The 25256-nt window shown below is 74.2% G+C and carries 26 protein-coding genes; 11 read left to right on the forward strand and 15 right to left on the reverse strand.

Going from position 1 to position 25256, the window contains the following annotated elements:
* Positions 1-21 precede the first annotated feature (21 nt).
* Positions 22-1248: an ROK family protein gene (locus MRBLMG1_RS03900; RefSeq protein WP_367820728.1), complete on the forward strand. Its 1227-nt coding sequence runs from the start codon at positions 22-24 to the stop codon at positions 1246-1248.
* A gap of 182 nt (positions 1249-1430) precedes the next feature.
* Here the strand turns inward: MRBLMG1_RS03900 and MRBLMG1_RS03905 are convergent, their stop codons facing one another.
* Positions 1431-1904: an SRPBCC family protein gene (locus tag MRBLMG1_RS03905; protein ID WP_367820730.1), complete on the reverse strand. Its 474-nt coding sequence runs from the start codon at positions 1902-1904 to the stop codon at positions 1431-1433.
* Positions 1905-2026: 122 nt separating this feature from the next.
* Between MRBLMG1_RS03905 and MRBLMG1_RS03910 the strand changes: the two genes are divergently transcribed.
* Entirely contained in the window at positions 2027-2797 is a 771-nt protein-coding gene (locus MRBLMG1_RS03910) for an SAM-dependent methyltransferase (RefSeq protein WP_367820731.1), read from the forward strand.
* 48 nt (positions 2798-2845) lie between these two features.
* Here the strand turns inward: MRBLMG1_RS03910 and MRBLMG1_RS03915 are convergent, their stop codons facing one another.
* Both MRBLMG1_RS03915 and MRBLMG1_RS03920 read right to left on the reverse strand, forming a co-directional pair.
* The gene (locus MRBLMG1_RS03915; protein ID WP_367820733.1) at positions 2846-3430 is read right to left on the reverse strand and encodes a DUF4865 family protein; all 585 of its coding nucleotides are present in this window, start codon (positions 3428-3430) and stop codon (positions 2846-2848) included.
* A gap of 58 nt (positions 3431-3488) precedes the next feature.
* Complete coding sequence (locus MRBLMG1_RS03920) at positions 3489-4079, reverse strand: TetR/AcrR family transcriptional regulator (protein ID WP_367820735.1); 591 nt, start codon at positions 4077-4079, stop codon at positions 3489-3491.
* A 153-nt stretch (positions 4080-4232) separates the two neighbouring features.
* Here MRBLMG1_RS03920 and MRBLMG1_RS03925 point away from each other — a divergent pair, with 153 nt between their 5' ends.
* Together MRBLMG1_RS03925 and MRBLMG1_RS03930 are read left to right on the forward strand one after the other, a co-directional pair.
* Positions 4233-4520: an SHOCT domain-containing protein gene (locus MRBLMG1_RS03925; protein WP_367820736.1), complete on the forward strand. Its 288-nt coding sequence runs from the start codon at positions 4233-4235 to the stop codon at positions 4518-4520.
* 97 nt (positions 4521-4617) lie between these two features.
* Positions 4618-5172, forward strand: coding sequence for a dihydrofolate reductase family protein (locus tag MRBLMG1_RS03930; protein ID WP_367820738.1), 555 nt, complete (start codon positions 4618-4620; stop codon positions 5170-5172).
* Positions 5173-5192: 20 nt separating this feature from the next.
* Here the strand turns inward: MRBLMG1_RS03930 and MRBLMG1_RS03935 are convergent, their stop codons facing one another.
* Complete coding sequence (locus MRBLMG1_RS03935; RefSeq protein ID WP_367820740.1) at positions 5193-5801, reverse strand: ATP-binding protein; 609 nt, start codon at positions 5799-5801, stop codon at positions 5193-5195.
* Between the two features lie 189 nt (positions 5802-5990).
* Complete coding sequence (locus MRBLMG1_RS03940; protein ID WP_367820741.1) at positions 5991-6311, reverse strand: hypothetical protein; 321 nt, start codon at positions 6309-6311, stop codon at positions 5991-5993.
* A 175-nt stretch (positions 6312-6486) separates the two neighbouring features.
* On the opposite strand from MRBLMG1_RS03940, the gene MRBLMG1_RS03945 reads away from it, so the two are divergent.
* Positions 6487-7629 carry a PLP-dependent cysteine synthase family protein gene (locus MRBLMG1_RS03945; RefSeq protein WP_367820743.1) on the forward strand — a complete coding sequence of 381 codons (1143 nt, stop codon included), beginning with the start codon at positions 6487-6489 and terminating at the stop codon, positions 7627-7629.
* On the opposite strand, the gene MRBLMG1_RS03950 is transcribed toward MRBLMG1_RS03945, so the two are convergent.
* From MRBLMG1_RS03950 to MRBLMG1_RS03960, 3 genes are all read right to left on the reverse strand, one after another.
* Complete coding sequence (locus MRBLMG1_RS03950; protein WP_367820744.1) at positions 7589-8089, reverse strand: SRPBCC family protein; 501 nt, start codon at positions 8087-8089, stop codon at positions 7589-7591. The genes MRBLMG1_RS03945 and MRBLMG1_RS03950 overlap by 41 nt on opposite strands.
* Positions 8090-8268: 179 nt before the next feature.
* On the reverse strand, positions 8269-8709 hold the full coding sequence (locus MRBLMG1_RS03955; protein ID WP_367820746.1) for an SRPBCC family protein: 441 nt from the start codon (positions 8707-8709) through the stop codon (positions 8269-8271).
* Between the two features lie 25 nt (positions 8710-8734).
* Positions 8735-9562 carry a DeoR/GlpR family DNA-binding transcription regulator gene (locus tag MRBLMG1_RS03960; RefSeq protein WP_367820747.1) on the reverse strand — a complete coding sequence of 276 codons (828 nt, stop codon included), beginning with the start codon at positions 9560-9562 and terminating at the stop codon, positions 8735-8737.
* Positions 9563-9696: 134 nt separating this feature from the next.
* Between MRBLMG1_RS03960 and MRBLMG1_RS03965 the strand changes: the two genes are divergently transcribed.
* Positions 9697-12114 carry a hypothetical protein gene (locus MRBLMG1_RS03965; RefSeq protein WP_367820749.1) on the forward strand — a complete coding sequence of 806 codons (2418 nt, stop codon included), beginning with the start codon at positions 9697-9699 and terminating at the stop codon, positions 12112-12114.
* On the opposite strand, the gene MRBLMG1_RS03970 is transcribed toward MRBLMG1_RS03965, so the two are convergent.
* The 7 genes from MRBLMG1_RS03970 to MRBLMG1_RS04000 form a co-directional block, all read right to left on the reverse strand.
* Positions 12084-14492, reverse strand: a complete 2409-nt coding sequence (locus tag MRBLMG1_RS03970; protein WP_367820751.1) for a right-handed parallel beta-helix repeat-containing protein — start codon at positions 14490-14492, stop codon at positions 12084-12086. The two genes, MRBLMG1_RS03965 and MRBLMG1_RS03970, sit on opposite strands and share 31 nt — an antisense overlap.
* A 206-nt stretch (positions 14493-14698) precedes the next feature.
* Entirely contained in the window at positions 14699-15307 is a 609-nt protein-coding gene (locus MRBLMG1_RS03975; RefSeq protein WP_367820753.1) for a hypothetical protein, read from the reverse strand.
* Between the two features lie 152 nt (positions 15308-15459).
* A complete protein-coding gene (locus tag MRBLMG1_RS03980) occupies positions 15460-16284 on the reverse strand; it encodes an MOSC domain-containing protein (protein WP_367820755.1) in 825 nt (274 codons plus the stop codon).
* A gap of 54 nt (positions 16285-16338) precedes the next feature.
* Positions 16339-16833, reverse strand: coding sequence for a DUF6643 family protein (locus MRBLMG1_RS03985; RefSeq protein ID WP_367820757.1), 495 nt, complete (start codon positions 16831-16833; stop codon positions 16339-16341).
* 519 nt (positions 16834-17352) lie between these two features.
* Positions 17353-17775: a GlcG/HbpS family heme-binding protein gene (locus MRBLMG1_RS03990; protein ID WP_367820758.1), complete on the reverse strand. Its 423-nt coding sequence runs from the start codon at positions 17773-17775 to the stop codon at positions 17353-17355.
* 65 nt (positions 17776-17840) lie between these two features.
* Positions 17841-19055, reverse strand: a complete 1215-nt coding sequence (locus MRBLMG1_RS03995; protein ID WP_367820759.1) for an MFS transporter — start codon at positions 19053-19055, stop codon at positions 17841-17843.
* Between the two features lie 280 nt (positions 19056-19335).
* On the reverse strand, positions 19336-20550 hold the full coding sequence (locus MRBLMG1_RS04000; RefSeq protein WP_367820761.1) for a glycosyltransferase: 1215 nt from the start codon (positions 20548-20550) through the stop codon (positions 19336-19338).
* 58 nt (positions 20551-20608) lie between these two features.
* Between MRBLMG1_RS04000 and MRBLMG1_RS04005 the strand changes: the two genes are divergently transcribed.
* The 5 genes from MRBLMG1_RS04005 to MRBLMG1_RS04025 all read left to right on the forward strand — a co-directional run bounded on the left by MRBLMG1_RS04005 (position 20609) and on the right by MRBLMG1_RS04025 (position 25239).
* Positions 20609-21403 carry a glutamate racemase gene (locus tag MRBLMG1_RS04005; protein ID WP_367820762.1) on the forward strand — a complete coding sequence of 265 codons (795 nt, stop codon included), beginning with the start codon at positions 20609-20611 and terminating at the stop codon, positions 21401-21403.
* 61 nt (positions 21404-21464) lie between these two features.
* The gene (locus MRBLMG1_RS04010; RefSeq protein ID WP_367820764.1) at positions 21465-22031 is read left to right on the forward strand and encodes a hypothetical protein; all 567 of its coding nucleotides are present in this window, start codon (positions 21465-21467) and stop codon (positions 22029-22031) included.
* A gap of 124 nt (positions 22032-22155) precedes the next feature.
* Positions 22156-23754, forward strand: a complete 1599-nt coding sequence (gene lnt / locus MRBLMG1_RS04015) for an apolipoprotein N-acyltransferase (RefSeq protein WP_367820766.1) — start codon at positions 22156-22158, stop codon at positions 23752-23754.
* 119 nt (positions 23755-23873) lie between these two features.
* Entirely contained in the window at positions 23874-24356 is a 483-nt protein-coding gene (locus tag MRBLMG1_RS04020; protein WP_367820767.1) for an NUDIX hydrolase, read from the forward strand.
* 55 nt (positions 24357-24411) lie between these two features.
* Positions 24412-25239 carry a 3-hydroxybutyrate dehydrogenase gene (locus MRBLMG1_RS04025; protein ID WP_367820769.1) on the forward strand — a complete coding sequence of 276 codons (828 nt, stop codon included), beginning with the start codon at positions 24412-24414 and terminating at the stop codon, positions 25237-25239.
* The last annotated feature ends 17 nt before the right edge of the window (positions 25240-25256 follow it).

Here is a 25256-nt window from a genome sequence, read left to right on the forward strand (position 1 = left end):
GATCATGGGAGACTCGCCCCCATGAACGGCAAGGCGACGACGATCCGGACACGGCTGGACAGGGGGCGCAACGCGCTCGGCCCCGCGCTGGAGCTGGTGCATACCGGCAGGGCGCCGACACGGGCCGTCCTCACCGCGGAACTCGGCGTCACCCGCGCCACGGCGGGCGCCGTCGCCGCCGAGCTCGAAGCCCTCGGCCTCATCCGGGTCGACTCCAACCCCGGGGCCGCCGCCGGTTCCCAGGGCCGCCCCTCGCACCGGCTCGCCGTCGACGAGAACGGCCCCGTCGCCCTCGCCGCCCAGGTCCACGCGGACGGCTTCCGCGCCGCCCTCGTCGGCCTCGGCGGCACGATCGTCGCCACCGCCCCCGGCTGCGTCACGGTGTCCGCCGACCCCGCCCAGGTGCTCGGTGCCGTCGTCGACGCCGGAGCCGCCCTGCTCCGGGAGAGCGGCCGCCGCTGCGTCGGCGCCGGGCTCGCCGCCCCGTCGGCCGTGGCCGAACCCGAGGGCACCGCCCTCAACCCGCTCCACCTCGCCTGGCCCGCCGGGGCCCCCGTCCGGGAGATCTTCGCCGAGCGCGTGCGCGCCGCCGGCATCGAAGGCCCCGCCTTCACCGGCAACGACGTGAACCTCGCCGCCCTCGCCGAGCACCGCCACGGCGCCGGGCGCGGCGCCCGCGACCTGCTCTGCGTGGCCACCGGCCACCGGGGCGTCGGCGGCGCGCTCGTCCTCGACGGCCGCCTGCACACGGGCAGCTCGGGCCTCGCCCTGGAGGTCGGCCATCTGACGGTCAACCCGGAGGGGCGGCCCTGCCACTGCGGCAGCCGGGGCTGCCTGGATGTCGAGACCGACCCGCTCGCCTTCCTCACGGTCGCCGGGCGGGCCCCTGGCCCCGAGGTCTCGCTGCTCCAGCAGGCCCGCGACCTGCTGCGGACGAGCCGCGACGACGCGGGCGTCCGGGTCGCCGTGGGGGAGCTGATCGACCGCCTCGGTCTCGGCCTCGCGGGGCTGGTGAACATCCTCAACCCGGACCGGATCATCCTCGGCGGCCTGCACCGCGAGCTCCTCGACGCCGACCCCGAGCGCCTGCGCGCGGTCGTCGCCGACCGCAGCCTCTGGGGCCGCAGCGGCGGCGTGCCGATCCTGCCCTGCACGCTCGATCACAACAGCCTCGTCGGCGCCGCCGAACTGGCCTGGCAGCCGGTGCTCGACGACCCGCTGACCGCGTTGGGGCGCGCGGCGGCCTGAGGCGTCCGGGGCGGCCGGCGAAGGCCTCCCGCCGTGGCCCCGAAGCCCTGATCCCGGCTACGACCTGTTCTCGCTCGCCCGCCGGGGGGCCGCGAGATCGTCCCCACGGCGCGCGAGGCGATCGGCGAGGGGGGACGGCTGAGCGGCGGCGCCGGGGTCGCGCGGCCCCGGCGGCCGGAGGGTCATCTCCCCGGGTCGGGGCGGCCTTCGGCCACCGCGGCGAGCCGGTCCAGGGCCATGCGCGTCCCGGTCTCGTTCTGGTCGGCGGGCACGGCGTCGGGGATCCCCTCGTGCACGATCCGGACCTCGGTGCCGCCGCCGACCGGGATCAGCGTCGTCGTCAGGGTCATCGCGCCGTGCATCCGGGCGTCCTCGGACTCGAACTCGATGATCTCGACGACCCGTTCGTCCGGCACCAGCTCCACGAACCGGCCGTGGTACGTGTCCGTGCGCGCCCCCGACTTCCCGGTGCCGTCGATCGTGTCGTAGTGGAGCGAGACCCGGAACTCGCCTCCCTCGCGCACGTCGAAGGAATGGACCTCGCAGGTCATGCCGTACGGCACCCGCCACCGCGCGACCGCGTCACGGTCGAGCAGCGAACGGTAGACGGCCGAGGGCGGGGCGTCGACATGTCGGGACACGCGTGAGGTGTACACCCCTCAAGGCTAGGGGGTGTCTTGCCGATCATGCCGATCATGCCGGGCTCGTGGGGCCGGTCGTCGGTCTCCGCGGCAAAAGGGTTGGGCAGGGCCGTGTGGACGACGTACCGTTCGGTTTCATGATCACTAATGAATCCGATCTTCCTCCGCGCCTCGGCAGCCTCACCTTCCACGGGCCGCTCTCCGAGGAGCGCGCCACCCGCATGATCGAGCGGCTGGCCGCCGCCGGCCCCGCCGACGTGCTCGACATCGGCTGCGGCTGGGGCGAGTTGCTGCTGCGCGTACTCGACGCGGCGCCGGGGGCCAAGGGCACCGGCCTCGACATCATCGCCGAGGACCTGGACCGCGGGCGCGCCCTGGCGGAGGAGCGGGGGCTCGCGGACCGCGTGGCCTTCGTCGAGGAGTCCGCGCTCGGCACCGAGCGGGGCCCGGTCGACGCCATCCTGTGTCTCGGGTCGAGCCAGGCGCTCTGCGACCCCGAGCTGCCGCACGACCCCGCCGCCGCCCTGCGCGAACTGCGCCGCCTCGTGCGCCCGGGCGGGCGGGTCGTGCTGGGCGAGGGCTTCTGGGAGCGCACCCCCACCGAGGCGGACCTGGCCGGGATGTGGCCCGAGGCGAGCGCGGACGAGCACTTCACCCTCGGCGCGCTCGTCGACCTCGCGATCGAGGCGGGCTTCCGGCCCGCGTGGATCGAGACGGCGACCGCCGGCGAGTGGGAGGAGTTCGAGTCCGGCTACCGCTACGACACCGAGGTCTGGCTCGCCGCCCACCCCGACCACCCGCTCGCCGCGGAGACCCGCGAGCGTGTGGACCGTCAGCGCTCCACCTGGGTGAACGGCTACCGGGGCGTCCTCGGCATGGCCTACCTCACGCTCGTCGCCGTCGCCTGACCCCCGGCCGGCGGGACCCCGCGCCGCGGGCGCCCGGGCCCGCCGGCGTCACCACCGCCGCCCGGTTCCCATCCCCTTGCGGCCGGGCGCCGAGAGGTGCAGCACCCGGAAGCGCTCGCCCTCGCCGGCGGGCGCTTCCGCGTCCGCCCACAGGGTGAACGAGAGCAGCTCCCAGTGGCGCGGGTCGATCGCGAGGGCGGAGGCCACCACCCCGTCCCGCCGGGCCTCCCGCGCGTGCCGGGTCAGCGCGTCCGTCACCGCCTCGCCCGGCGGGACCTCCTCCCCGAGCGGGATCCGGCGCCGGGACGCGGCACGCGGCGCCGACGCGGACGCCGGCCCCTCCTCGTACGACAGGCCCGTCCAGTGCTGGACGACGGGCCGGCCGAAGTCGCGGACGATGCCCTGGAAGCCCGGGCCCCAGAGGAACGCGTTCATGCCCTCGTGGCCCGACCACAGGTAGAAGGGTGCGTACTGGTTCACGGGTGATCCGGCCTCCCGCTCCCTGATCAGGTACGCCTTCAGGCCGAGCCCCGGGAAGTCGTCGAGGAGGTGGCCCCTGGTGGCCACCCGCTCGCGGATGATCCCCATGTCGTAGTCGGCGGGCAGGGTGATCTCGTACTGCATCGCGTGCACGGGACGGACTCCGGATCTCGGGAGGTGCGGCGGTCGGAGCCGCCGCGGGTACGGGGTGTCAGGCCGAGGCGTCGCGCGGGGCGAGGAGGGCGAGGAGTCCGCGCACCGCGCTGTCGAACGGCGCCCGTGAACCCGCCGCCCGGGCCAGGACGTAGCCGCCCTGGACGGTGGCCACGACGGTCGCCGCGGTCTCGGCCGGGTCGAGGGATCCGCTCAACTCGCCGCGGTCCAGGCCCTCCCGCACCACGTCGGCGAGCCGGTCGCGCAGCCGGCCGAGCACCTCCTCGATCGGGGCGCGCAGTTCCGGGTGGGCGATGACCTCGGGGTCCATCGTCAGACGGCCCACGGGGCAGCCGCGCAGGACCTCGCGCTCGCGCAGCAGATAGGCCTCGATCCGGGCGTACGCCGACCCCTCGGCGCCGAGGACCGCCTCGGCCGCCGCGCCCAGCTCCTCGGCGGTGCGCCGGATGGCCGCCAGCGCCAGGTCGGGCTTGCCCGCGAAGTGGTGGTACATGCTGCCCTGGCCGGCGCCCGCGGCCTGCTGGACGGCCTTGGGGCTGGTTCCCACGTAGCCGCGCTCCCAGAGCAGCTCGCGGGTCGCCTCGATCAGCCGCTCGGGGGTGCTCATGCTCATGATCGCACTGTACATACCAGTAGGTACAGAACGGTAGCGGTCACCCCCGCCCGCCGTACTCCCGTCGTCGTACGCGCGAAGCCGCTGCCCGTACGACGACCCGGGCCCCTAGCGGAGCGATGCTCGAACCAGGGACATCATCCCAGCGCACCGAGGAGCTGAACCGTCATGAACACACTTGCCTACGCGGGGCCCGGCCCGTGGATCCTGTTCGTCCCGCTCGTGTGGGCCGCCGTCGTCATCGGCGTCGTCACCCTCGCCCGCCGTGCGGGCCTGCGCCGGGGCGGTGGCTTCCCGGGCGGCCGCGACCGGGGGCCCGACGAGCGTTCGCCGATCGCGCTGCTCGGCCACCGGTTCGCCGCGGGCGAGATCGACGAGGACGAGTACTGGCGCCGGCTGACCGTCCTGGAGGAGCAGTTCGGCCGCTCCGTGCCCCCCAAGGGGCGCCGGACGTGACCGGCGGGCCCGCCCGTCCGCGTCGTGCGCCTGACTCCCCGTCGCCCGCATAGTGTTCCTGACGTAGCGACAACCCCGCACTCGGCACGGAGGAATCATGCGCAAGGTCGTTTCCGGTCTGTTCGTCTCGCTCGACGGTGTCGCCCAGTCGCCGAACGAATGGCAGTTCGCCTTCGACGAGGAGATGGGCGCCGCGCTGGGGGAGACGCTGGAGACGGCCGACACGATCCTGCTCGGCCGGGTGACCTTCACGGAGTGGGCCGGCTACTGGCCGACGGTGACCAGCGGAGAGGACGCCGGCTTCGCCCGGTGGATCAACGAGTCGCCGAAGTACGTCTTCTCGTCCACGCTGGAGAGCGTGGACGAGTGGGCGAACAGCACGCTCGTCTCCGGCGACCCGGCGGCCGCGATCGAGAAGCTCAAGGCGGGCGAGGGCAAGAACATCACCGTCGCGGGCAGCCCGACCCTGGTGCGCTCGCTCCTGGAGCGTGACCTGCTGGACGAACTGGTGCTGCTGATCCACCCGGTGGTGGCCGGTGAGGGGCGCCGGAAGCTGTTCGCCGACGACGCCGCGCTCAAGAAGCTGGAGCTCGTCAGCGCCCGGCCGACCAGCAGCGGCGTGATCATCGCGACCTACCGCCCCGTGCGCTGACCCGTCGGTGTCCGGCCCGCTCAGCCCGCCCGGCCCACCAGGACCGAGCGGGCCCCGAGCGGTGTCAGGACCGGGTCGATCGGCGTGCTCAGCGGCACCCCGACCGGGAAGCGGCCGTAGCCCGCGAGGGGACCGTCGGTCGCGGCACCGTACGCGGCGTGCGCGCACTCCTCGACCGGGGCGGCGGACGGAGGCGCCGTGAGGGTGAACCACACGACCTTCCCGTCGGCCCCGCACGGACGGACGCCCCAACTCTCGCTCACGGCACCGACGATGGCCAGACCGCGGCCGGAGGTGGCGAGCCGCTCGTACGCGGCGAGGGGGTCGAGGCCGTCCAGCCCGTCGAGCGTTTCCGGGTCGGCGGCCTCCGGTATGCGGGGGTCGTGGTCCCGGACGGAGACCGTCAGCCGGTCCAGCAGCAGCTCGACCTCGACGACGCACCGCTTGTCCGGCTGCGCGTGCCGGTGGACGTTGCTCAGAAGCTCGGTGACACCGAGCACGGCATGGTCGACCAAGGCGTCGAGATGCCAGTGGCGCAGATGGGCGGAGACGATCCTGCGGACCTGACCGATCCGCGACGGCAGGGCCTGGAGCTCCACCGCGTAATACCTGCTCGGCTCGCTGATCACGGCTGCGACTCCCCGAAGTAGTCCGGAAGAAGACGAAGATCCCGATATCTCATGCGGTACAGCAGAGCGGTGACCGGAACGCAACGTCACCGCCGATGACTCCTGGTGAGATGGTTCCAGCGTGAACCAGGGGTGAGCGCCCCGCAACTCGCGGCGATCCGTGCCAGGTCAGGGCCTGTGCGCGCCGGCTCAGCGCCGTCCGGCGGCCCGCTTGAGCGCCGCCAGGAAGCGCCCGGACCCGGCCGAGTCCCCGGTGCCGTCGCCGTCACCGTCCTGGTGCAGCGTCAGCCGGTACCGGGTGCCGTTCACCGTCGCCACCGCCTCGTCCGACTTGGCGAACCACGGCCGCCCCGCCCGGACGGCCCCCACCGGGGCGCTGTCGATCTCGCTGCCGTAACTCGTGAGCAGCGCGAGCCGCCCGTCCTCGATCCGTACCTCGCCCGCGCGGGTCAGCGAGCGGGGCCAGCGTGCGATCCGTACGCCCCGCGCCGTGAACTCGGGTTCCGCCATGACGATCCGCCCCTTTCACCCGGTTGTCGCTACCAGTGTGCCGGGCCGTCCGCGACCGCACCAGTAGCCCGTCCGCAAGGCATCCCTATGGATCCCCAAAGGGAACGTTTGCCCAGGTGGGAGCGGTATCGTCGGCAGTGGGGCACCACCTGGACGCGACCGAGGAGAACCACGGATGAGCACCACGCAGAACAGCGCGGGCAGCGGCGTCACCGGCGCGGCGGCGACCGTCGACGTCGACCGCAGCGACCCGGCGTACCGGACCTGGCTCAAGGAGGCCGTCCGCAAGGTCCAGGCCGACGCCAACCGCTCCGCCGACACCCACCTGCTGCGCTTCCCGCTCCCCGAGAAGTGGGGGATCGACCTCTACCTCAAGGACGAGTCCACCCACCCCACCGGCAGCCTCAAGCACCGGCTCGCCCGCTCCCTCTTCCTCTACGGCCTCTGCAACGGCTGGGTCCGGCCAGGCAAGCCCGTCATCGAGGCGTCCAGCGGCTCGACCGCCGTCTCCGAGGCGTACTTCGCGAAGCTCATCGGCGTCCCCTTCATCGCGGTCATGCCCCGCACGACCAGCCCGGAGAAGTGTCGGCTCATCGAGTTCCACGGCGGCCGGTGCCACTTCGTCGACGACTCGCGCACGATGTACGAGGAGGCCGCGGCCCTCGCCGAGCGCACCGGCGGCCACTACATGGACCAGTTCACCTACGCGGAGCGGGCCACCGACTGGCGCGGCAACAACAACATCGCCGAATCGATGTACCAGCAGCTGAGACTGGAGCGCTACCCGGAGCCCGCCTGGATCGTGGCCACCGCCGGCACCGGCGGCACCTCGGCGACCATCGCCCGCTACGTCCACTACATGCAGCACGACACCCGGATCTGCGTCGCCGACCCCGAGAACTCCTGCTTCTTCGACGGCTGGACGCACCACGACCCGGACGCCACCGCCGACTGCGGCTCCCGCATCGAGGGGATCGGCCGCCCCCGCATGGAACCCAGCTTCGTACCCGGCGCCGTCGACCGCATGATGAAGGTGCCCGACGCGGCGAGCGTCGCCGCCGTCCGCGCCCTGGAGTCCGCGATCGGCCGCAAGGCGGGCGGCTCCACGGGCACCGGCCTGTGGAGTGCCCTCAAGATCGTGGCCGAGATGGTCGAGCGGGAACGCACCGGCAGCGTCGTCACCCTGATCTGCGACGGCGGCGAGCGCTACCTCGACAAGTACTACTCCGACGACTGGCTGGCCGCCCAGGGCCTCGACATCGCCCCGTACACCGCCGCTATCGAGCGCTTCCTGGAGACGGGGGCCTGGCCGGAGTGAGCCGCCGGTCGAGCCGGCGCGCCGCGTCCCGGAACGACAGCCCCACGCCGGGCGCGGCGACCCGCAGCGCGAGGCGCAGCGGGGCCGGGCCGTCGGCCGCCATGGTCCAGCGGAGCCGGGTGCCCTTCCCGGCGGGGGAGAGGGACCACTCCTCCGCCATGGCCGTCACCCCGGGGGCGTTCGTCTCGTCCACCCGGTACGCGTAGCGGACGTCGGGCTCGGAGGCCAGGATCGTCTCCTCGAACGCTATCCCGCCCCGCAGTCTGACCGTCCGCCCCGCGCCGTCGCCCGTCGGTACGGCGGACGTCACCGCGGTGAACCAGGCGGGCAGGCTCCCCACCTCCACGGCCACCGACCGGTAGACGACCGGGGGAGGTGCGGCGAGCGTCGCCGTGAACACCAGGCGGACGGGCGCAGAAGCGGTGAAGTCGAGCTCCACCGGCCTCAGTCGGCGTGCCATGGACCCTCCGGGGGACGGGAGCGGAACACGCACCCTAGCTGACGCCCCGTCAACGGCACAGGGGTCGTCCCTGTGCTCCATGCCTCACTCCCCGGAGGAGCACAGGGGTCGTCCCTGTGCTCCACGCCTCACTCCCCGGAGGTGTCCCGCCGCCGGACGGCGGGGCACCTCCGGGAGCGTCACCCCTGCCGCAGCAGCCCGTCCAGCGCGCGGCCGAACAGGAACCGGCCCGCCGCCCGCAGTACCGGATCGAAGGCGCGCGGCACCCCCCGCACCGCCAAGTCCTCCGTCCACACCACCCGGCAGCCGCCGCCCGGCGCGTCCGCCACCTCGACGAGCGCCCAACCCAGCACGACACGGCCGGACTTCGCCAGCCGGCACGCGCCGGGACGGCCCGCGGCCGGCGGCTCCCAGCGCACGACCTCCATCGGGTCGTCGAAGCAGAGCCGGCCGACGCCCGTCCGGGCGGTGAACCGCGTCCCCGGGCCGTTCGGGCCCGGTGTCAGCACGGTCGTCCGGGTCAGCGGCACCTGGCGCCCGTGCGCGGGCCAGTCCGTCAGCCGCCGCCACGCCTCCGCCGGATCGAGCGGCACGGAACGCTCGATCCGGAAGAGCGTCACGTCGCCACCTCGCGAAGGACGGGGCTCACGCCTGCTCCTCGCCCGCCACCAGGACGCCCGGCAGGTGCTCCGCCACCTCGGCCCGTACGCCGTCGGGAAGGCCGCGGTCCGTCACCCAGGTGTCCACCTCGCCGAGGTCGCCGAACGAACTCAGCCCGACCGTCCCCCACTTGGTGTGGTCGGCGACGAGCACCACCCGGCGCGCCGAGCGCATAAGGCAGCGGTTCGTCTCCGCCTCCGCCAGATTGGGCGTCGACAGGCCGGCCTCCACCGACACGCCGTGCACCCCCAGGAAGAGGAGGTCGAAGTGGAGCGACCGGATCGCCCGGTCCGCCACCGGACCCACCAGCGCGTCGGACGGCGTGCGCACACCGCCCGTCAGGACCACCGTCGCCGCCCCGCGCCGCGACTCGCCCCCCGTGCCCGCCGACTGCGCCTCGTGGAACACGTCCGCGACCCGCACCGAGTTGGTCACCACCGTCAGATCGGGCACGTCGAGCAGGTGCCGGGCCAGGGCGAAGGTGGTCGTGCCCCCGGACAGCGCGATGGCCGTGCCCGGGGCGACCAGGGCCGCCGCCGTCCGCGCGATCTCGTCCTTGGCGCTCGGTTCGAGCACCGACTTGGCCGCGAAACCCGGTTCGTGGGTGCTCGCCTCGACCACCGGAACGGCCCCGCCGTGCACCTTCGCCACCATGCCCTGCCGCGCCAGCGCGTCCAGGTCGCGACGGATCGTCATGTCCGAGACGTTCAGCCGTCGGGTCAGCTCGTTGACCCGGACACCGCCGCGCCGCCGGACCTCGTCGAGGATCAGGGCGCGCCGCTGCTCCGCGAGGAGGTTCTGGTTGTCAGTCACCGCCGGGGCCGGTCCTTCCGCAGAAGACAAGGGGATGGGTGTCGGATTCGGTGAGGAACGGTGCGCAGGCGCACGACCGTCCGCGATCCTGGTGCCGACGTCGCATCTTCCCACTCCGAGAGGAAGTCGCCTCAGTGTCCCCTGCCACACCCGCCCCGGAGAGCGGGGGCGCGGCGCTCGAACTCCTCGTCCACGGAGTCGGCGGAGCCACCCCCCAGGACATGCTCGACGACCCCAGGACCGTAAGGATCACCGGGGACCGGACCGCCGCCGTGTTCCGGCGCGGCGACGACCTCGACGCCGAGGACCATCCCGAGCGGTACGCGGCCCGCCCGGTCCCGGAGGCGTACGTCTGGTGCAACCTCACCTCCGGCGACGGCGCCCGCGCCCTGTGGCTGCTGCTCCTGCCCTTCATGGTCGCGAACCTGGCGCACTGGATGCGCCCGCCGGCCCGGAACCGCCCCGGACTCGTCCGGCTCTACGGCGTCCTCGTCAGGCTCGTCGCCCTCACCCTCACCGTGCTCCTCACCGCGGCGGCCTGCGAGGTCGCGCTGGACCTGACGGCATGGCAGTGCGCGGGCACCGCCGGGTGCTCCGACAGGTACTCCTGGCTGGGCTTCCTCTCCGTCGGGCGCGGCGGCTGGTGGTCCGTGCCGGGCCGCCGCCTCGTCCTCGCGGCCCTGGTGCCGGTCGCCCTCGTCGGCCTCCTCTGGTACCTGTCCAACCGGACCTGGAGCGCCTACGAGGCCCAGCGCCCGCCCGCCGGCTACGACGCCCCCGTGCCCGAGCCGCGGGCGGACACCGAGACAGCCGACAGCGGCGAGGGCGGCGGCGGGGACGATCCGGTACCGGTCGAACTCAGGCCCGCCCTCGGGCGCCCCGGCTTCTGGTACGGCCGCCGGCTCGTCGCCCGGCTCAGGGCCGCCCACACCGCTGCCGGCTTCCTCACCGTCACCGCCGCCCTCGCCACCGCCACCGCCCGCCACGACGCGGGGGAACCGGGAGTGCGGGCGGCCCTCGGCTCGGCCCTCCAGGCCGCCGTCGCCGTGCTGTCCTTGCTCGTCGTCTGGGTCGTCTGCCGCCGCGGCCGCAGCGAGAGCCGGCTCGACCTGCGCGTCGAACACGCCCTCGTCTCCTGGCTGCCCGGCGCCTCCTTCACCCTGCTCGCGCTCACCGCCCTGCACACCGGCTGGTCCCGCCCCGGCTGGACCTCCTCGGGAACCCTCCCCGGCGACGCCGTCTTCGGTGGCCTCACGCTCGTCCAGGGCGGCCTGGTCGTCGCCCTCGGCGTCGTCGCCCTGCTCCTCCAGCGGCCCCGCCGGGACCCGCGGACCGCCCTGCGCGGCCTCGGCGGCCCCGCCGTCGCCATGCTCGCCTGCGCCCTCGCCGGCGTCATGTCCGGCGGAGTGGCCCAGCGCGTCGCCGACTGGCTCGACGGCCCGGCCACGCCCGGCATGGGCCAGGGGCCCCGGATCGGTCCGCCCGTGCTCCTCAGCTGGCAGGCGTCCGTCATCCCGGTGCTCCTGCTGCTGCTCCTGGCGCCCGCCGCGCTCCTCGTCGTACGGACCGCGCTCACCGCGCGGCGGCTCCGCCGGGCGGTCGAGGACGACTACGACGCCGCCGCCGAGCGCGACCCGGTCCGCACCGGCCGGATCGCCTCGGTCCGGGCCCGCGCGGGGCTCACCGACTCCGCCCCGGTCCTCGTCGGCGTCCTGTCGGGCGCCGCACTGCTCCTCGGGGCCGCCTCCGTGGCCGGCGCCTGGGCCAGCGGCAACGTCCCCGGCCGGGCCTTCGACGGCGCCCACCCCGCCGTCGCCTCCCTCGCCTCGGTGGCCCAGGCGCTCGGTTCCTGGATGATCGGCTTCGGCTTCCTGCTCTTCGTCACCTGGGGCCGACGCGCCTACCGGGACGCCTCCGCCCGGCGCACGATCGGCATCCTCTGGGACGTCGGTACCTTCTGGCCCCGCGCGGCCCACCCCTTCGCGCCGCCCTGCTACGCCGAACGCGCCGTCCCCGACCTCACCTGGCGGATGAGCTCCTGGACCGGGGCCACCGGCGGCCGGCTGGTGATCTCCGGCCATTCGCAGGGCAGCGTCCTCGCCGCCGCAGCCGTCTGGCAACTGCCGCCCGCGACCCGCGGCCGGGTCGCGCTGCTCACCTACGGGTCACCCCTGGAGCGGCTCTACGGACGCTGGTTCCCCGCCTACTTCGGCCCCGAGGCGCTGCGCGCGCTGCACCGCACGGTCCACTGCTGGAGCAACCTCCACCGTGCCACCGACCCCATCGGCGGACCCGTGCGGGTGCCCGCGGAGGACGGCCGCCCGGCCGTCGACGCACCGGTCCTGCTCGACCCGGTCGCCTACGGCCGCACCCGCAGGCACCCCCTGCCCGAGCCGATCCTGGGGCACTCCGACTACCAGGCAGACCCGGCGTTCGCCGAACGCCGCTCGGCCCTCCTCGACCGGCTGCCACCGGCACTGCCCCACCAGCGCGCCGCGAACGAGCCGAACGAGCCGACGGGTCAGGGGAGTTCGGGCAGGTCGTCGGGGTAGAGCAGCGTCAGGTCGTCCGTGCTGGCGTCGGCGAGCGCGGCGACCCGGCCCGCGTGCCGCTCCACCATCGACTCGAACGTCTGCCGCGCCGTACGGCCGTTGCCGAACGCCGGCCCCTTGGGCAGCTTCGTGAAGTACACGACCAGCGCCTCGTCCGTGCCCTCGGCGAGCCGGTACTCGTGCTCGTCCGCCTGCTGCCGCACGATCCGCAGGAGCTCGTCCGGGTCGTAGTCGCCGAAGGTGATGGTCCGTGAGAAACGGCTCGCCACACCGGGGTTGACGGTCAGGAAGCGCTCCATCTCCGCCGTGTACCCGGCGACGATGACCACCACCGCGTCCCGGTGGTCCTCCATCAGCTTCACCAGGGTGTCGATCGCCTCGCGGCCGAAGTCCCGCCCCGAGTCCTCCGGCGACAGCGCGTACGCCTCGTCGACGAACAGCACGCCACCGCGCGCCCGGTCGAAGGCCTCCTGCGTACGGATCGCGGTCGAGCCGATGTGCTCGCCGACCAGATCCACCCGGGAGACCTCCACCAGGTGCCCGCGCTCCAGGACACCGAGCGAGGCGAGGATCTCGCCGTACAGCCGGGCCACCGTCGTCTTGCCCGTGCCCGGGTTGCCGGTGAAGACCAGATGACGCCGGACCGAGGCCGCCTTGAGCCCCGCCTCCTGGCGCCTGCGTCCCACCTCGATCATGTTGGTGAGGGTCCGCACCTCCAGCTTGACGCTCTCCAGACCCACCAGGGCGTCCAGCTCCCCGAGCACGTCCTGCGAGGAGCGGGACTCGGGCGCGGGCTCCGGCACCGGCGCAGGAGCGGCCGGCCGGTCGCGGGGCACGGGCACGGTCCCGAGCAGCCCCGGCGACTGCGCGGCCGTCAGGACCGTCCCGCCGTCCGGTACGGAGGAACGGACCGCGCTCTCGTCGCTGGTGCAGTCCTCCGCGCTCGCCCCCTCCTCGGGGAACTCGTAACCGCCGCGCGCGCACCGCTCCGTACGGCACTTGCGCAGGATGGTCCGGCAGCCGTCCGTGACGTGGAAGCCGTACCCCCCGCTGCCCGTCACCCGGCAGCCGTGGAAGGAGCCGCGTCCTTCGGCCGACACGTAGAAACCGGCCTCGGCGGGCGAGGTGACCGTGCACCGGTCGATGGTCGGGTCGGCGCCCTTGGTGACGATGACCCCGGTCTGCACGGAGTCGATCGTGCAGCCCGCGAGGGTGCCGCCGCTGCCGTGGTCCCGGAACCAGGCACCCGTGGACGCCTCCCGGATCCGGCAGTCGTCGAGCTGGGCCGTCGCCCCGTCGCTCACCGACACCGCCGTGTTCCGCACCTGCGACAGGTCGCTGTCGACGACGTCCACCCGCGAGCCCCGGTCGAGGACGAACAGCGCGTCCGGCACGTCGTGCACCCGGCAGGCGTCGAGGACCGCGGTCGCCCCGTCGCTCACCCACACCGCCGGGTAGTCGCCCGTACTGTCGTGGATCTCGCACTGGTTGGCGTCCACCCGCGTCCCCGGATCCCACACCGACAGGCCGTTGCGGCCGAAGCGGCGGACGGTCGACCGGGTCAGCGTCAGGACCGAGCGCGAGCGCAGGTCCACCGCGTTCTCCGGGACATCGTGGATGTCGCAGTCCGAGAGCGTGAGCACCGCGTCCGTGTCGAGCGTGATGCCGTCACCCGTCGTGCGGTGCACCGAGGAGTCGGTGAGGTGGGCCACGGCGCGGGACGCGATCTGGAGGCCCGCGCCCTTGATCTCGTACACCTCGCAGCCGACGCCCTCCAGGCCGCTGCCCTCGCCGGTGACGGCGATCCCGGCGCCCGAGGCGTGATGGATCCGGCAGCGCTCCAGGCGCGGATGGGCGCCGCCCCGCACCGAGACGCCCGCCTGCCCGGCGGACACCACCTCGCACTCCTCGAACACGCCGCCCGCGCCGTCGAGTACGGCGATGCCGACGCCGGCCGGGTTGTCGATCGTGCAGCGGCGGGCCGTCGGCCGGGCGGCGCCGCGCACCTCGATCCCGGCGGCGGACCGGGTCATGATCCGCAGGTCGACGAGTTCGGGCGTGCCGTCCTCGATCAGCAGCGCGGGCGCCGCCGCGTCCTGCCCCTCGATGTGCAGGTCCTGCACCGTCACGGAGGCCCGCAGGGTCAACGCCACCCCGTCCGGCGGCGCGATGCGCACCGACCCGACCCCGCCCTCGGGGCCGCGCAGCGTGACGGCCCGCCGCACCACCAGGTTCTCCCGGTACGTGCCGGGCGCGACCGTGAGGACGTCCCCGTCGCCCGCGGCCTCCAGGGCGGCGGCGAGGGAGGGGTACTCACCCGTGCGGCGCCGCCACCGCGATGTGCCGGTGTGCGTCACCTGGACCGTGCCCTGTGCCATGGGTGTGTCCTGCCCCCGCCTCATGCCTCGCCGCTGATCCGATGCCCCACCGTAGCGCGCGCGGCGGCGCGGGGCCGACGGGTCGCGGGGCCGGTCCGAGGTGGTCGGGCCCGGTCGGCAGCGGTCCGGGACGATCGGGCTCGGTCGGCCCGTTCGGAAACCGTTCGGCACCCCGCGTGACCGGGGGTCCACCGTGTGCCGGGCACTCAGCTTCCGGTGCCCGTACGGCCCCAGTCGGGACCGGCCGCCGCCCACGCGCGGTCGAGGCGGGCGTACCGGGCGAGCACCAGGCGGCGCACCGCGAGGCGCCGGACGGCCTCCACCAGGAGGCCGGCGAGGAGCGCGGCCGTCACACCGGCGACCACCGCGTGGGCCCGGGCCGCGTCCGCCCGCAGGGGCGGCGCGACCTGGTGCCCGCCGCGGTCCGTCCACAGCGGGAAGGTGTCGCCGGGCGCGGAGTGCCGCCGGGCCGTCGTCACCGTGCCGGTGCGCGCCGAGCCGTCCGGAGCCGTCCAGCGGGCCACCACCGAGCGGCGCAGCCGGTCCTCCCCGACGGCGTCGGCCGTGCGCGGTCCCGTCGCGGGCCCGTCGGCCGCCCGCACCACCCGGGCCGTCGTGACCACGCGCTGCTCCTGCTGCGTGCGGACCGCGCGCTGGAGCGAGCCGTTCGCCGAGGAGCCCGCGGCCCAGCCGGCCAGCGGCACCACGACGCAGAGCAGCGCGGCGGCAGTGAAGGCCAGCCACGCCTCGACGAGATCCGTGGTGCGGCGCAGGGGGTTGCGCCGCCAGCGCCAGACTCCGGTGGCTGCGCGCACGTCGGAACCCCCTCGTCGGTCGGCGCTACTCCAACGAGTGTGCCCCGGGGCCGGGTTCCCCGCCCGTCGGAGCGGAGAAGTGCGAGCGGGCTCCGGAGCCGAAGCGGCGCACGGCGGGCGCCTCCGACCGGCCCCGACAGGGTCCGCTCCGGTCAGTCGATGATCTTCACGGCGTCGCCGACCCGGATCGTGCCGGTGTGCTCGGGGACGAGGTTCTGCCCGAAGATCACCCGGCCGTCGTTCTTGCGGTGCCGGGCGAGCGTCCACAGCGGTTCCTTGCCCCGCTCGGCGGTGAGCTGGTTCGTCGTGGTGACGACACAGCGGCCGCACGGCCTGGCGACCCGGAAGGTGACCTCTCCGACGGCGAGCCTGGTCCAGCCGTCCTCCGCCCAGGGCGCGGTCCCCTCGATCACCAGGTTCGGCCGGAACCGGTTCATCGGCAGCGGGCCCTCGTGGGCGTGGTCCCCCTGCGCGATCAGGGAGTTCAGCGCGTCGAGCGAGGACGTGGCGGCGACCAGCAGCGGATACCCGTCCGCGAAGCTCACCGTCTCGCCGGGCAGCGCGTACGCCGGGTCGACCGGGCGCCGGTGCTCGGGCGCGTCCATGTGCACGAGGGTGGCCTCGCACTCCAGGTACGCCGACAGCCACGCGGCGGCCTCGGCGCCGGCCGGAACCGCCTCCACGTACTGGTCGAAGATCTCCACCGTGACCGTGCCCGAGGGGTGCGGTACCCCGACCGTCAGCGGAGGGTGGCCGGGCGCGGACAGGCCGAGCGAGCCGTCCGGCAGCAGCTCGGCGGTGGCCAGCGCCATCCGGGGGTGACGGCGCTGGGTCACGACCTTGCCCGTGCCGTCGACGACGGCCCAGCGGCGGTCCCCGGCCAGCCCCCAGGGCTGCACCTCGGCCTCCGTGGGCGCCAGCGCGCGCATGGCCTTCACCGGGTGGACGTGAACGGAGCGGAGAACAGGAGTCGGCATACCGTCATCCTGCCAGCCGCCCCGGCCCCGACGTCGACCGGTGGCGGGAGCCGCTCAGTAACCCCCGCCCTGGTAAGGACGGTTGTACGGGTCGTCATAGGGCGCGGGCGACGGGACCGGCGCGGGCCGGGGGGCCGCCGGGCGCATCGCCTCGTATCCCGCGGGGGCCGGGCGGGCCGGCTGCGGGTACGAGCCGTTCTGGTAGCCGCGCGGGGCCACCGGCTGGTTCGGGATGTACGGGGTCGGCGCGTGCTGCAGGGGCACGGGGGCCATCTGCGGCGCGGGCTGGGGGTAGCCGTAGCCGCCGCCGTACGCGGGCGCGGGGTGCGGGCTGGGAGCCGCCGGGAGGGCGGGCAGTGCCGAGGGGAGCGCCGGCAGGTACGAGCCGCTTCCGGAGAAGCTGCTGCCGGTGTCGTAGGCGGCGGGCACTCGGATCGGGGCGATCTGAGGAGTGCCCCGCTCCGCGACCAGGGAGTCGTAGATGGGGGTGTCCGGGAAGGACGGCGCGGTGTAGTAACCGCCTCCATAGGTGGAGCGGGGGGAGGTCATGGCACATAAGTTAAGCCCACGATGTGCCGGTTGGGGAGCCCCCTTCTTGCGCTCATCCGATTTACGTTGGTTTTGTCCGCCTGACCTGCCAAAACCTCGTTAAAGAACCCGTTAACATCGGGGTTTCCAGGGGGTCCCCCGGTCAACAAGAAGTGACGGACGAGCTACAAAGGGCGACACCTGCCGCGCATTCGCGGGAACCGGGGCTTCGGGCCCCCGGTAGCGGGGCCGCAGGACCGTCGTTCCGGCGTTCACCGCTTCTCGCGACGACATCCACAACCTGCACACGGCACGCTTCACGGCGCCTTCTCCCGGAAGTAACAGAAAACCGAGTTTGATCCGGGCGAATGCCCGCTCGGAAAAGAGCCAATCCGCTGCGCCGCCGTGCGACCCCGCCCCGTCTTCTGCCCCAACTCCCATTCCAGAGTGCCCGATCGCCCTCTCCGGTTTGCCCTCGCTTATGGGCGGGGGCGGGCCCCGTCCCGGGCGGTCTGCCCGGAACGGAGCCCGTGGTGCGGGTTATCGGGACAGCTCTTCGAGTGCGGTACGGGCGAAGGAGTGGTCCTGCTCGGGGGCGCCGCCGCCGACCCCGACGGCGCCGACGAGGCGGCCGTCGCGGTGGACGGGGACGCCGCCGGCGATGAAGAGCAGCGGCCGGTCGAGCGCGGTGGACAGTGTGTGGAACGGGCCCTCGGGCTTGACGAGGTCGACCAGGTCGGCCGTCGGGGCGTTCAGCTGGAGGGCGGTGTACGCCTTGCGGGTGCTGGTCTCGCCCGAGATCAGGACCGCCCGGTCGTCACGGCGGAAGGCCAGCAGGTGCCCGCCGGCGTCGAGGACGGTGACGCTCACCGTCACACCGGCCGCCTCGGCGGCGCCCCGCGCCGCGGAGATCAGCGTCTCGGCGTCGGCGGTGGTCAGCGGGGTCAGGGTGGTCGTGCTCATGGCGCTTCTCCTGGGAGTGAGGTGCGGGTCGTGTGGGGGAGGGGGGGAGTCAGGGGGACGGGAAGTCAGTGGAGTACGGGGGTTCGGACGGAGGCATCGGCCGGGTCGGCGGCCGCGTCGGCTGAGTCGGCCGCGGGTGTACGGCGCTCCAGGGCCGCGGACAGGAACGCGAGGCCCAGAGCGGCGGCGGCGAGGACCGCGCCGACCCAGTTCGGGGACGTGTAGCCGAAGCCGGCGGCGATGACGAGCCCGCCCAGCCAGGCGGCCAGCGCGTTGCCCAGGTTGAAGGCGCCGATGTTGACGGCGGAGGCCAGCGTCGGGGCGCCGTGCGCCTGGTCGAGCACGCGCTTCTGCAGCGGCGGCACGGTGGCGAAACCGAGCGCCCCGACCAGCAGGATGGCGAGCGCCGCGAGGACCTTGCTGTGCGCGAACACCGGGAACAGGGCGAGGACGACAGCCAGCCCGCCGAGCGTGGCGTACAGCAGGGGCATCAGCGCCCGGTCGGCGTACCGGCCGCCCAGCAGGTTCCCGAGGAACATGCCGACGCCGAACAGGACCAGCAGCCAGGTGACGGCGCCGTCGGAGTATCCGGTGACCTCGGTCATCATCGGTGCGATGTAGGTGATCGCGGCGAAGACGCCGCCGAAGCCGAGCACGGTCATCGCCATCGCCAGCAGCACCTGCGGGTTGCGGAACGCGGTCAGCTCCCCGCGCAGCCGGGCGCCTTCGGGGCGCGGCATGGCCGGCACGAGCCGGGCGATGCCGAACAGGCCGACCACACCGAGCGCGGCGACGATCGCGAAGGTCGTGCGCCAGCCGACCGCCTGTCCGATGAAGGTGCCCAGCGGCACGCCCACGATGTTGGCGATCGTCAGTCCGGTGAACATCGTGGCGATGGCACCGGCCTTCTTGTCCGGTGCGACGAGCCCGGCGGCGACGACGGAGCCGATGCCGAAGAACGCGCCGTGCGCGAGCGACGCCACCACCCGGCCGACCAGCATCATCCCGAAGGACGGGGCGAGCGCGGAGACCACGTTGCCGAGCACGAACAGGCCCATCAGCACCATGAGCATCCGCTTCCGGCTGACCTTGTTGCCGAGCACCGTCAGCACCGGCGCCCCGATGACCACGCCGAGCGCGTAACCGGTGACCAGCAGGCCCGCCGTCGGAATGGTGACCCCGTAGTCGGCGGCGATCTCGGGCAGCAGCCCCATGATCACGAATTCCGTGGTGCCGATGCCGAAGGCGCCGACGGCCAGGGCGAGAAGTGCGAGAGGCATGAGCCCGACCCTTCCTTGGTTTGCTTGAGTGAGCTCCTAGTGAGCTTTCACAATAATTGCATACGCGCGATAAGCGCAAGCGCAGGCAATCTGTGGGGTTGGGATGTGGGCGCAAGGGGGGCGCTTGGTGGGTGTGCGGGCGCCCGCCGGGGGGCCGCTCTGCGGGCGGCGGCGAGGCGGTGTCGCGCGCGGTGGAGGGGGTGCTGGACGCGACAACGAGCCCACCATCGGCTGAGGCCGATAGCGGGCTCCTGCAACTACTCCGCGCCGGGGTGAGGCGTCACTCCCCGCTTCGGGACACGTAGTTCGCGGTGTACGTACGGCCCTTCCACGCCGCGCCCCGGCCCCGGTAGTGCTGCACCGCGGAGTCCACCGTCATCAGGAGGTAGAGGAGAGCGGTGAAGGGGAGGAGCGGGGCGAGCCGGAGGGGCTGGCGGTAGTAGCGGAGCATCGGGACGTACGTCCCCGTCATCACGGCCCAGGCCGCGCCGCCGGCCCAGGCCGCCACGGCGTCGCCGGAGGCCGCTCCCGCCAGGAGGGCCACCGGCGGCACCAGGTAGACCACGACGAGGCCGGCCACCGTGCCCGCCAGGAGCAGGGGGTTGTTCCGCAGCTGGGCGTAGGCGCTGCGCGAGACCATGCGCCACAGCTCGCCGAGTCCGGGATAGGGGCGGACGCTGTCGACGTGATCGGCGAGGCCGAGCCAGATCCGGCCGCCCGAGCGCCGCACGGCGCGGGCCAGGGAGACGTCGTCGATCACCGCTCGGCGGATCGATGCGGGGACGGCCGCCGCGACCGCCGTCTCGGTCCTGAGGAGCACGCAGCCGCCCGCCGCCGCGGTCGCCAGGGGGCGGGGGCGGTTGATCCAGCGGAAGGGGTAGAGCTGGGCGAAGAAGTAGACGAAGGCCGGCACGACGAGGCGCTCCCAGGCGCTGACGACCCGGAGGCGGGCCATCTGGGACACCAGGTCCAGATCGTGGGCCACCGCGGCGGACACGAGGAGCCGCAGGCTGTCCGGCTCGTGGGAGATGTCCGCGTCCGTGAGCAGGAGGAACTCCGGGGCGGGTTCACGCGCGCGTGCCAGTGCCATGCCGTGCCCGAGCGCCCACAGCTTGCCCGTCCAGCCGGGTTCCGGGTCGCCCGGCGACACGACCGTCAGCGGAAGGCCGCCATGGCGGCCGGCCAGCTCGGCCGCGAGGCGTCCCGTGCCGTCCGTGCTCCCGTCGTCGACGAGTACGACCTCCGCCGGACCCGGATAGTCCTGGGCGAGGAGCGACGGCAGGCTCAGCGGCAGGACGGCGGCCTCGTCCCGCGCGGGGACCACGACCGCCACCCGCGGCCACCGCTCAGGCGCCTCGGCCTCCCGGGAGCCGCCCCCGTCCCGCACGGGCGTCGCGGGGAGCCGCTGATCCGTGCACCAGAAGAAGCCCTGGCCGAGGAGCAGCCAGGCCCAGACGGCGAGCGAGCCGGTCGCGAACCAGGCGAGGGGGGTCATTCGCGGCAGTCTGCCCCAGATCGAGGGGCGCGTGAGGCTCATCGGCTAGGGTGACCGGGTGAAGATCGCGCTCATGGACTCCGGAATCGGCCTCCTCCCGGCGGCGGCCGCGGTACGCAGGCTCCGGCCGGACGCGGATCTGCTCCTTTCCAACGACCCCGACGGCATGCCGTGGGGTCCGCGCACGCCCGAGGACCTCACGGAACGCGCGCTGGCCGTCGCCCTCGCCGCCGCCGAGCACCGGCCGCAGGCGCTGATCGTGGCGTGCAACACCGCCACGGTGCACGCGCTGCCCGCCCTGCGCGCCGCCCTCGAACCGCACATCCCGGTCATCGGCACCGTACCCGCGATCAAGCCCGCGGCCGCCGGCGGCGGCAAGGTCGCCATCTGGGCCACCCCGGCCACCACCGGCAGCGCCTACCAGCGCGGGCTCATCCGCGACTTCGCCGACGGCGCCGACGTCACCGAGGTGCCCTGCCCGGGCCTCGCCGACGCCGTGGAGCACGCCGACCGGGACGCCGTCGCACGGGCGGTCGCCGCCGCGGCCGCGCTCACCCCGGCCGACGTCCGCGCCGTCGTCCTCGGCTGCACCCACTACGAACTGGTCGAGGAGCACGTCCTCGCCGCCCTGGAGGCCCGCGGCCGGGCCGGACTGCCGCCGCTCGTCTTCCACGGCTCCGCCGACGCCGTCGCCGCACAGGCGCTGCGCCGCGTCGGAGCCGAGCCCGCACCCGACGCGGACCCCACCGGCACCCTCGCCGTCCTGCTCAGCGGCCGGCCCGGGCAGCTCCCCGGCACCGCCCTCACCTACGCCGAGGGCCGCCTCCTCGCGGCGACCGCCCCCGCTCACTGAGGGTGAGCGGGCGACCCCGCTCCGACACGCTGGGACGCGCGAAGCCGGGTACTCTCCCTGTATGAGGGAGCACCACCGGCACCCGCAGACCGACGACCGGCCGCCCGTCATCTGGACCGGCCGCGCCACCAACCGCCTCCAGTGGGTCGCGGCCGCGGCCGGCGCCGCCTGCATGGCCCTCGGCATCACGCTCGCCGTCGAATCGCCCTGGACCTCCGGCGTCGCGGCGCTGCTCATGGCGGTGATCGGCTGCGTCGCGGCCGGACTGCTCGTCCTCTTCGGCACCCTCGCCTTCGTCCACGTGGCCGTGAAGGTCGACGACCGCGCCATGGAGGTCCGCTGCGGCCACATCGGCGTGCCGCGCCGACGCATCCTCCTCTCCCACATCGTCGGCGCCGAGTTCGCGCCGAGCGTCACCCCGCGCCAGTGGGGCGGCTGGGGCTACCGCTGGCGCCCCGAGAAGGGCACGGCCGTCATCGTCCGGCGCGGTGAGGGCCTGGTCCTGCGCCTCGGCGACGGACGCACGTTCACCGTCACCGTCGACGACGCCGAGTCCGCGGTCCGGTTCATCCGCGACCACCTCCGCCACCCGACCCCGCCGACACCCCCCGCTCCCACCGGGGTGTGAGGGCCGGGGCCGCAGCGCTGGCGCGGGACCGGGCTCCACCGCAGGTCGGAACGGGCGACAGGGGATGGCGAGGACGCGCCGACCGGGCGTCCGGCGGACAGGGGCGACCCGTACACTCCGCAAGGTGAGCACCACCATCACCCCTGTCGACGCGTCCGGAGCAGACTCCGCACCCACGCCGGGTTCCCGGCTGCGGCGGTTCGTGCGGCCCGGGGCGGCTCTGCTGTCCGGGCTGCTGCTCTTCCTGAGCTTCCCGCCGCGCCCCCTCTGGTGGCTCGCGCTGCCGGCCTTCGCCCTGCTCGGCTGGACCCTGCGGGGCCGCCGCCCGCGCGCCGGATTCGGGCTCGGGTACCTGGCGGGCCTCGGCTTCATGCTCCCGCTGCTGATCTGGACCGGCGAGGAGGTGGGCCCGGGACCGTGGCTCGCGCTCGCCGCCGTCGAGGCGCTCTTCGTGGCCGCGGCGGGCCTCGGCATCGCGGCCGTCTCCCGGCTCCCCTGGTGGCCGTTCTTCGCCGCCGGGGTGTGGATCCTCGCCGAGGGGGCACGCGCGCGCGTGCCGTTCGGCGGCTTCCCCTGGGGGAAGATCGCCTTCGGGCAGGCGGACGGCGTCTTCCTGCCGCTCGCCGCCGTCGGCGGCACACCGGTGCTCGGCTTCGCCGTCGCCCTCTGCGGCTTCGGCCTGTACGAGGCGTACCGGCAGGTCCGCGCCTACCGGGCCACCGGCACCGTCCCGCGCGGCCCGCTCGCCGCCGCCGCGCTCTCCGTGCTCCTGCCGGTCACCGGCGCGCTCGCCGCCCTGCCGCTCGTCGACGACTCCGCCGAGGACGGCACCGCCACCGTCGCCGCGGTCCAGGGCAACGTGCCCCGCCTCGGCCTCGACTTCAACTCCCAGCGCCGCGCCGTCCTCGACAACCACGTCGCCCGCACCCGTGAGCTCGCCGAGGCCGTGAAGGCGGGCCGCGAGCCGCAGCCCGACTTCGTCCTGTGGCCGGAGAACTCCTCCGACATCGACCCGTACGCGAACGCCGACGCGGCCGACGTCATCGACGGCGCGGTCCGGGCCATCGGCGTGCCCACCGTGATCGGCGCGGTCGTCGCCCCCGAGACCGGCAAGCTCCGCAACACCCTCATCGAGTGGGACCCGCGGCGCGGCCCGGTCGCGACGTACGACAAGCGGCACGTCCAGCCCTTCGGCGAGTACATCCCGATGCGGTCGTTCGTGCGGATCTTCAACAGCAACGTCGACCGGGTGAGCCGCGACTTCGGCGCCGGGACGAAGGTCGGCGTCTTCGACCTCGCCGGCACCAAGGTCGGCCTGGCCACCTGCTACGAGGCGGCCTTCGACTGGGCCGTCCGCGACACCGTCACCCACGGCGCGCAGCTCATCACCGTGCCCAGCAACAACGCCACCTTCGGCCGCAGCGAGATGACCTACCAGCAGCTCGCGATGTCCCGGGTGCGGGCGGTCGAGCACAGCCGGTCGGTGGTCGTGCCCGTCACCAGCGGGGTCAGCGCGATCATCCGCCCCGACGGCGAGATCGTCGCCCAGACGAAGATGTTCACCCCGGACGTCCTGGTGGAGAAGGTGCCGCTGCGCTCCTCGCTCACCCCGGCGACCCGCATGGGCACCCTGCCCGAGGCGCTGCTCGCCGCCCTGGCCGCCGCCGGTCTCGGCTGGTCGGCCTCCCGCGCGGTACGGGCCCGGCGCGGCCGGGCGGAGTGAGGCGGAGCGAAGCGGGCGGAGCTGGGCGGGGCGGAGTGAGGCGGGGCGGAGTGAGGCGGGCGGAGCCGGGCGGAGCCGGCGCCACCGGCCTCCGGCCGTAGATGATCTAGGGTCGGGCCATGGCTACCCCTGACTTCATCCGTGCCCTGCGCGAGACCGCCGGTCACCAGCTCCTCTTCCTGCCCGGGGTGAGCGCCGTCGTGTTCGACGACCGGGGCCGGGTGCTGCTCGGCCGGCGGTCCGACAACGGTCTCTGGGCGATCATCGGAGGCATCGTCGACCCGGGTGAGCAGCCCGCCGACTGCGCGGTCCGCGAGGTGTACGAGGAGACCGCGGTGCGCTGCGAGGTCGAGCGGGTCCTGCTCGTCGAGACCCTGCGCAAGCCCGTCGTCTATCCGAACGGCGACATCTGCCAGTTCATGGACGTGTCCTTCCGCTGCCGGGCCGTGGGCGGCGAGGCACGGGTCAACGACGACGAGTCGACCGAGGTCGGCTGGTTCGAGGTGGGCGCCCTGCCGGAGATGAAGCGCTTCTCCTACCTCCGGATCGAGAAGGCGCTCGCCGACGACCCCACATGGTTCCGCACCACAGCGACCAGCTGAACTATGGGCTCGACGCACATCGGTGGGGGAGGGGGCCCTTCGTAGGGTGCGGAGCATGAGCGCACCCCTCACCGCCCTCGGTTCCGACCCCGCCGAGCCGCTGCCCCGCGCGGCCGGACTCGCCCTCGACCTCACCGGCCGCACCGCGCTCGTCACCGGCGCGGCCGGCGGCATCGGGCGCGCGTGTGCCCTGCGCCTCGCCGCCGCCGGAGCCCTGGTCAGAGCGGTCGACCGGGCCGCCGAAGGCCTGGAGACCCTGGCCGCCGAGGCCGCCGCGCTCCCGGGGGGCCTGGAACCCCTGCTGCTCGACCTCACCGACCTCGACGCCGCCGAGGCGTCCGCCGCCGGCGCCGACATCCTCGTGAACAACGCCGGACTGCAGCTCGTCCGCCCCATCGAGGAGTTCCCGCCGGACGTCTTCCACACGGTGCTCACGGTGATGCTCGAAGCGCCGTTCCGGCTCATCAGGGGTGCGCTGCCGCACATGTACGGCCAGGGCTGGGGGCGCGTCGTCAACATCTCCTCCGTCCACGGACTGCGCGCCTCCGCGTACAAGTCCGCCTACGTGGCCGCCAAACACGGACTGGAGGGCCTCTCCAAGACGGCCGCCCTCGAAGGCGCCCCGCACGGCGTCACCTCCAACTGCGTCAGCCCCGGCTACGTCCGCACGCCGCTCGTCGAACGGCAGATCGCCGACCAGGCCGCCGCCCACGGCATCCCGCCGGAGCGGGTCCTCTCCGAGGTGCTGCTCGCCGACTCCGCCCTCAAGCGGCTCATCGAACCGGACGAGGTCGCGGAGGCCGTCCTCTACCTCTGCAGCCCGCAGGCCTCCTTCATCACCGGCACCTCCCTGACCCTGGACGGCGGCTGGACCGCCCACTGACCGCGGCCCCGGGAAGG

This window comes from Streptomyces sp. LMG1-1-1.1 (genome assembly GCF_040815545.1).
Lineage (GTDB): Bacteria > Actinomycetota > Actinomycetes > Streptomycetales > Streptomycetaceae > Streptomyces.

Coding starts and splice junctions, on each gene's coding strand:
- MRBLMG1_RS03900 (WP_367820728.1), top strand. CDS start 22: ATGAACGGCAAGGCGACGACGATCCGGACACGGCTGGACAGGGGGCGC.
- MRBLMG1_RS03910 (WP_367820731.1), top strand. CDS start 2,027: ATGATCACTAATGAATCCGATCTTCCTCCGCGCCTCGGCAGCCTCACC.
- MRBLMG1_RS03920 (WP_367820735.1), bottom strand. CDS start 4,079: ATGTACAGTGCGATCATGAGCATGAGCACCCCCGAGCGGCTGATCGAG.
- MRBLMG1_RS03925 (WP_367820736.1), top strand. CDS start 4,233: ATGAACACACTTGCCTACGCGGGGCCCGGCCCGTGGATCCTGTTCGTC.
- MRBLMG1_RS03930 (WP_367820738.1), top strand. CDS start 4,618: ATGCGCAAGGTCGTTTCCGGTCTGTTCGTCTCGCTCGACGGTGTCGCC.
- MRBLMG1_RS03940 (WP_367820741.1), bottom strand. CDS start 6,311: ATGGCGGAACCCGAGTTCACGGCGCGGGGCGTACGGATCGCACGCTGG.
- MRBLMG1_RS03945 (WP_367820743.1), top strand. CDS start 6,487: ATGAGCACCACGCAGAACAGCGCGGGCAGCGGCGTCACCGGCGCGGCG.
- MRBLMG1_RS03950 (WP_367820744.1), bottom strand. CDS start 8,089: ATGGCACGCCGACTGAGGCCGGTGGAGCTCGACTTCACCGCTTCTGCG.
- MRBLMG1_RS03970 (WP_367820751.1), bottom strand. CDS start 14,492: ATGGCACAGGGCACGGTCCAGGTGACGCACACCGGCACATCGCGGTGG.
- MRBLMG1_RS03980 (WP_367820755.1), bottom strand. CDS start 16,284: ATGCCGACTCCTGTTCTCCGCTCCGTTCACGTCCACCCGGTGAAGGCC.
- MRBLMG1_RS03985 (WP_367820757.1), bottom strand. CDS start 16,833: ATGACCTCCCCCCGCTCCACCTATGGAGGCGGTTACTACACCGCGCCG.
- MRBLMG1_RS03990 (WP_367820758.1), bottom strand. CDS start 17,775: ATGAGCACGACCACCCTGACCCCGCTGACCACCGCCGACGCCGAGACG.
- MRBLMG1_RS03995 (WP_367820759.1), bottom strand. CDS start 19,055: ATGCCTCTCGCACTTCTCGCCCTGGCCGTCGGCGCCTTCGGCATCGGC.
- MRBLMG1_RS04000 (WP_367820761.1), bottom strand. CDS start 20,550: ATGACCCCCCTCGCCTGGTTCGCGACCGGCTCGCTCGCCGTCTGGGCC.
- MRBLMG1_RS04010 (WP_367820764.1), top strand. CDS start 21,465: ATGAGGGAGCACCACCGGCACCCGCAGACCGACGACCGGCCGCCCGTC.
- MRBLMG1_RS04020 (WP_367820767.1), top strand. CDS start 23,874: ATGGCTACCCCTGACTTCATCCGTGCCCTGCGCGAGACCGCCGGTCAC.
- MRBLMG1_RS04025 (WP_367820769.1), top strand. CDS start 24,412: ATGAGCGCACCCCTCACCGCCCTCGGTTCCGACCCCGCCGAGCCGCTG.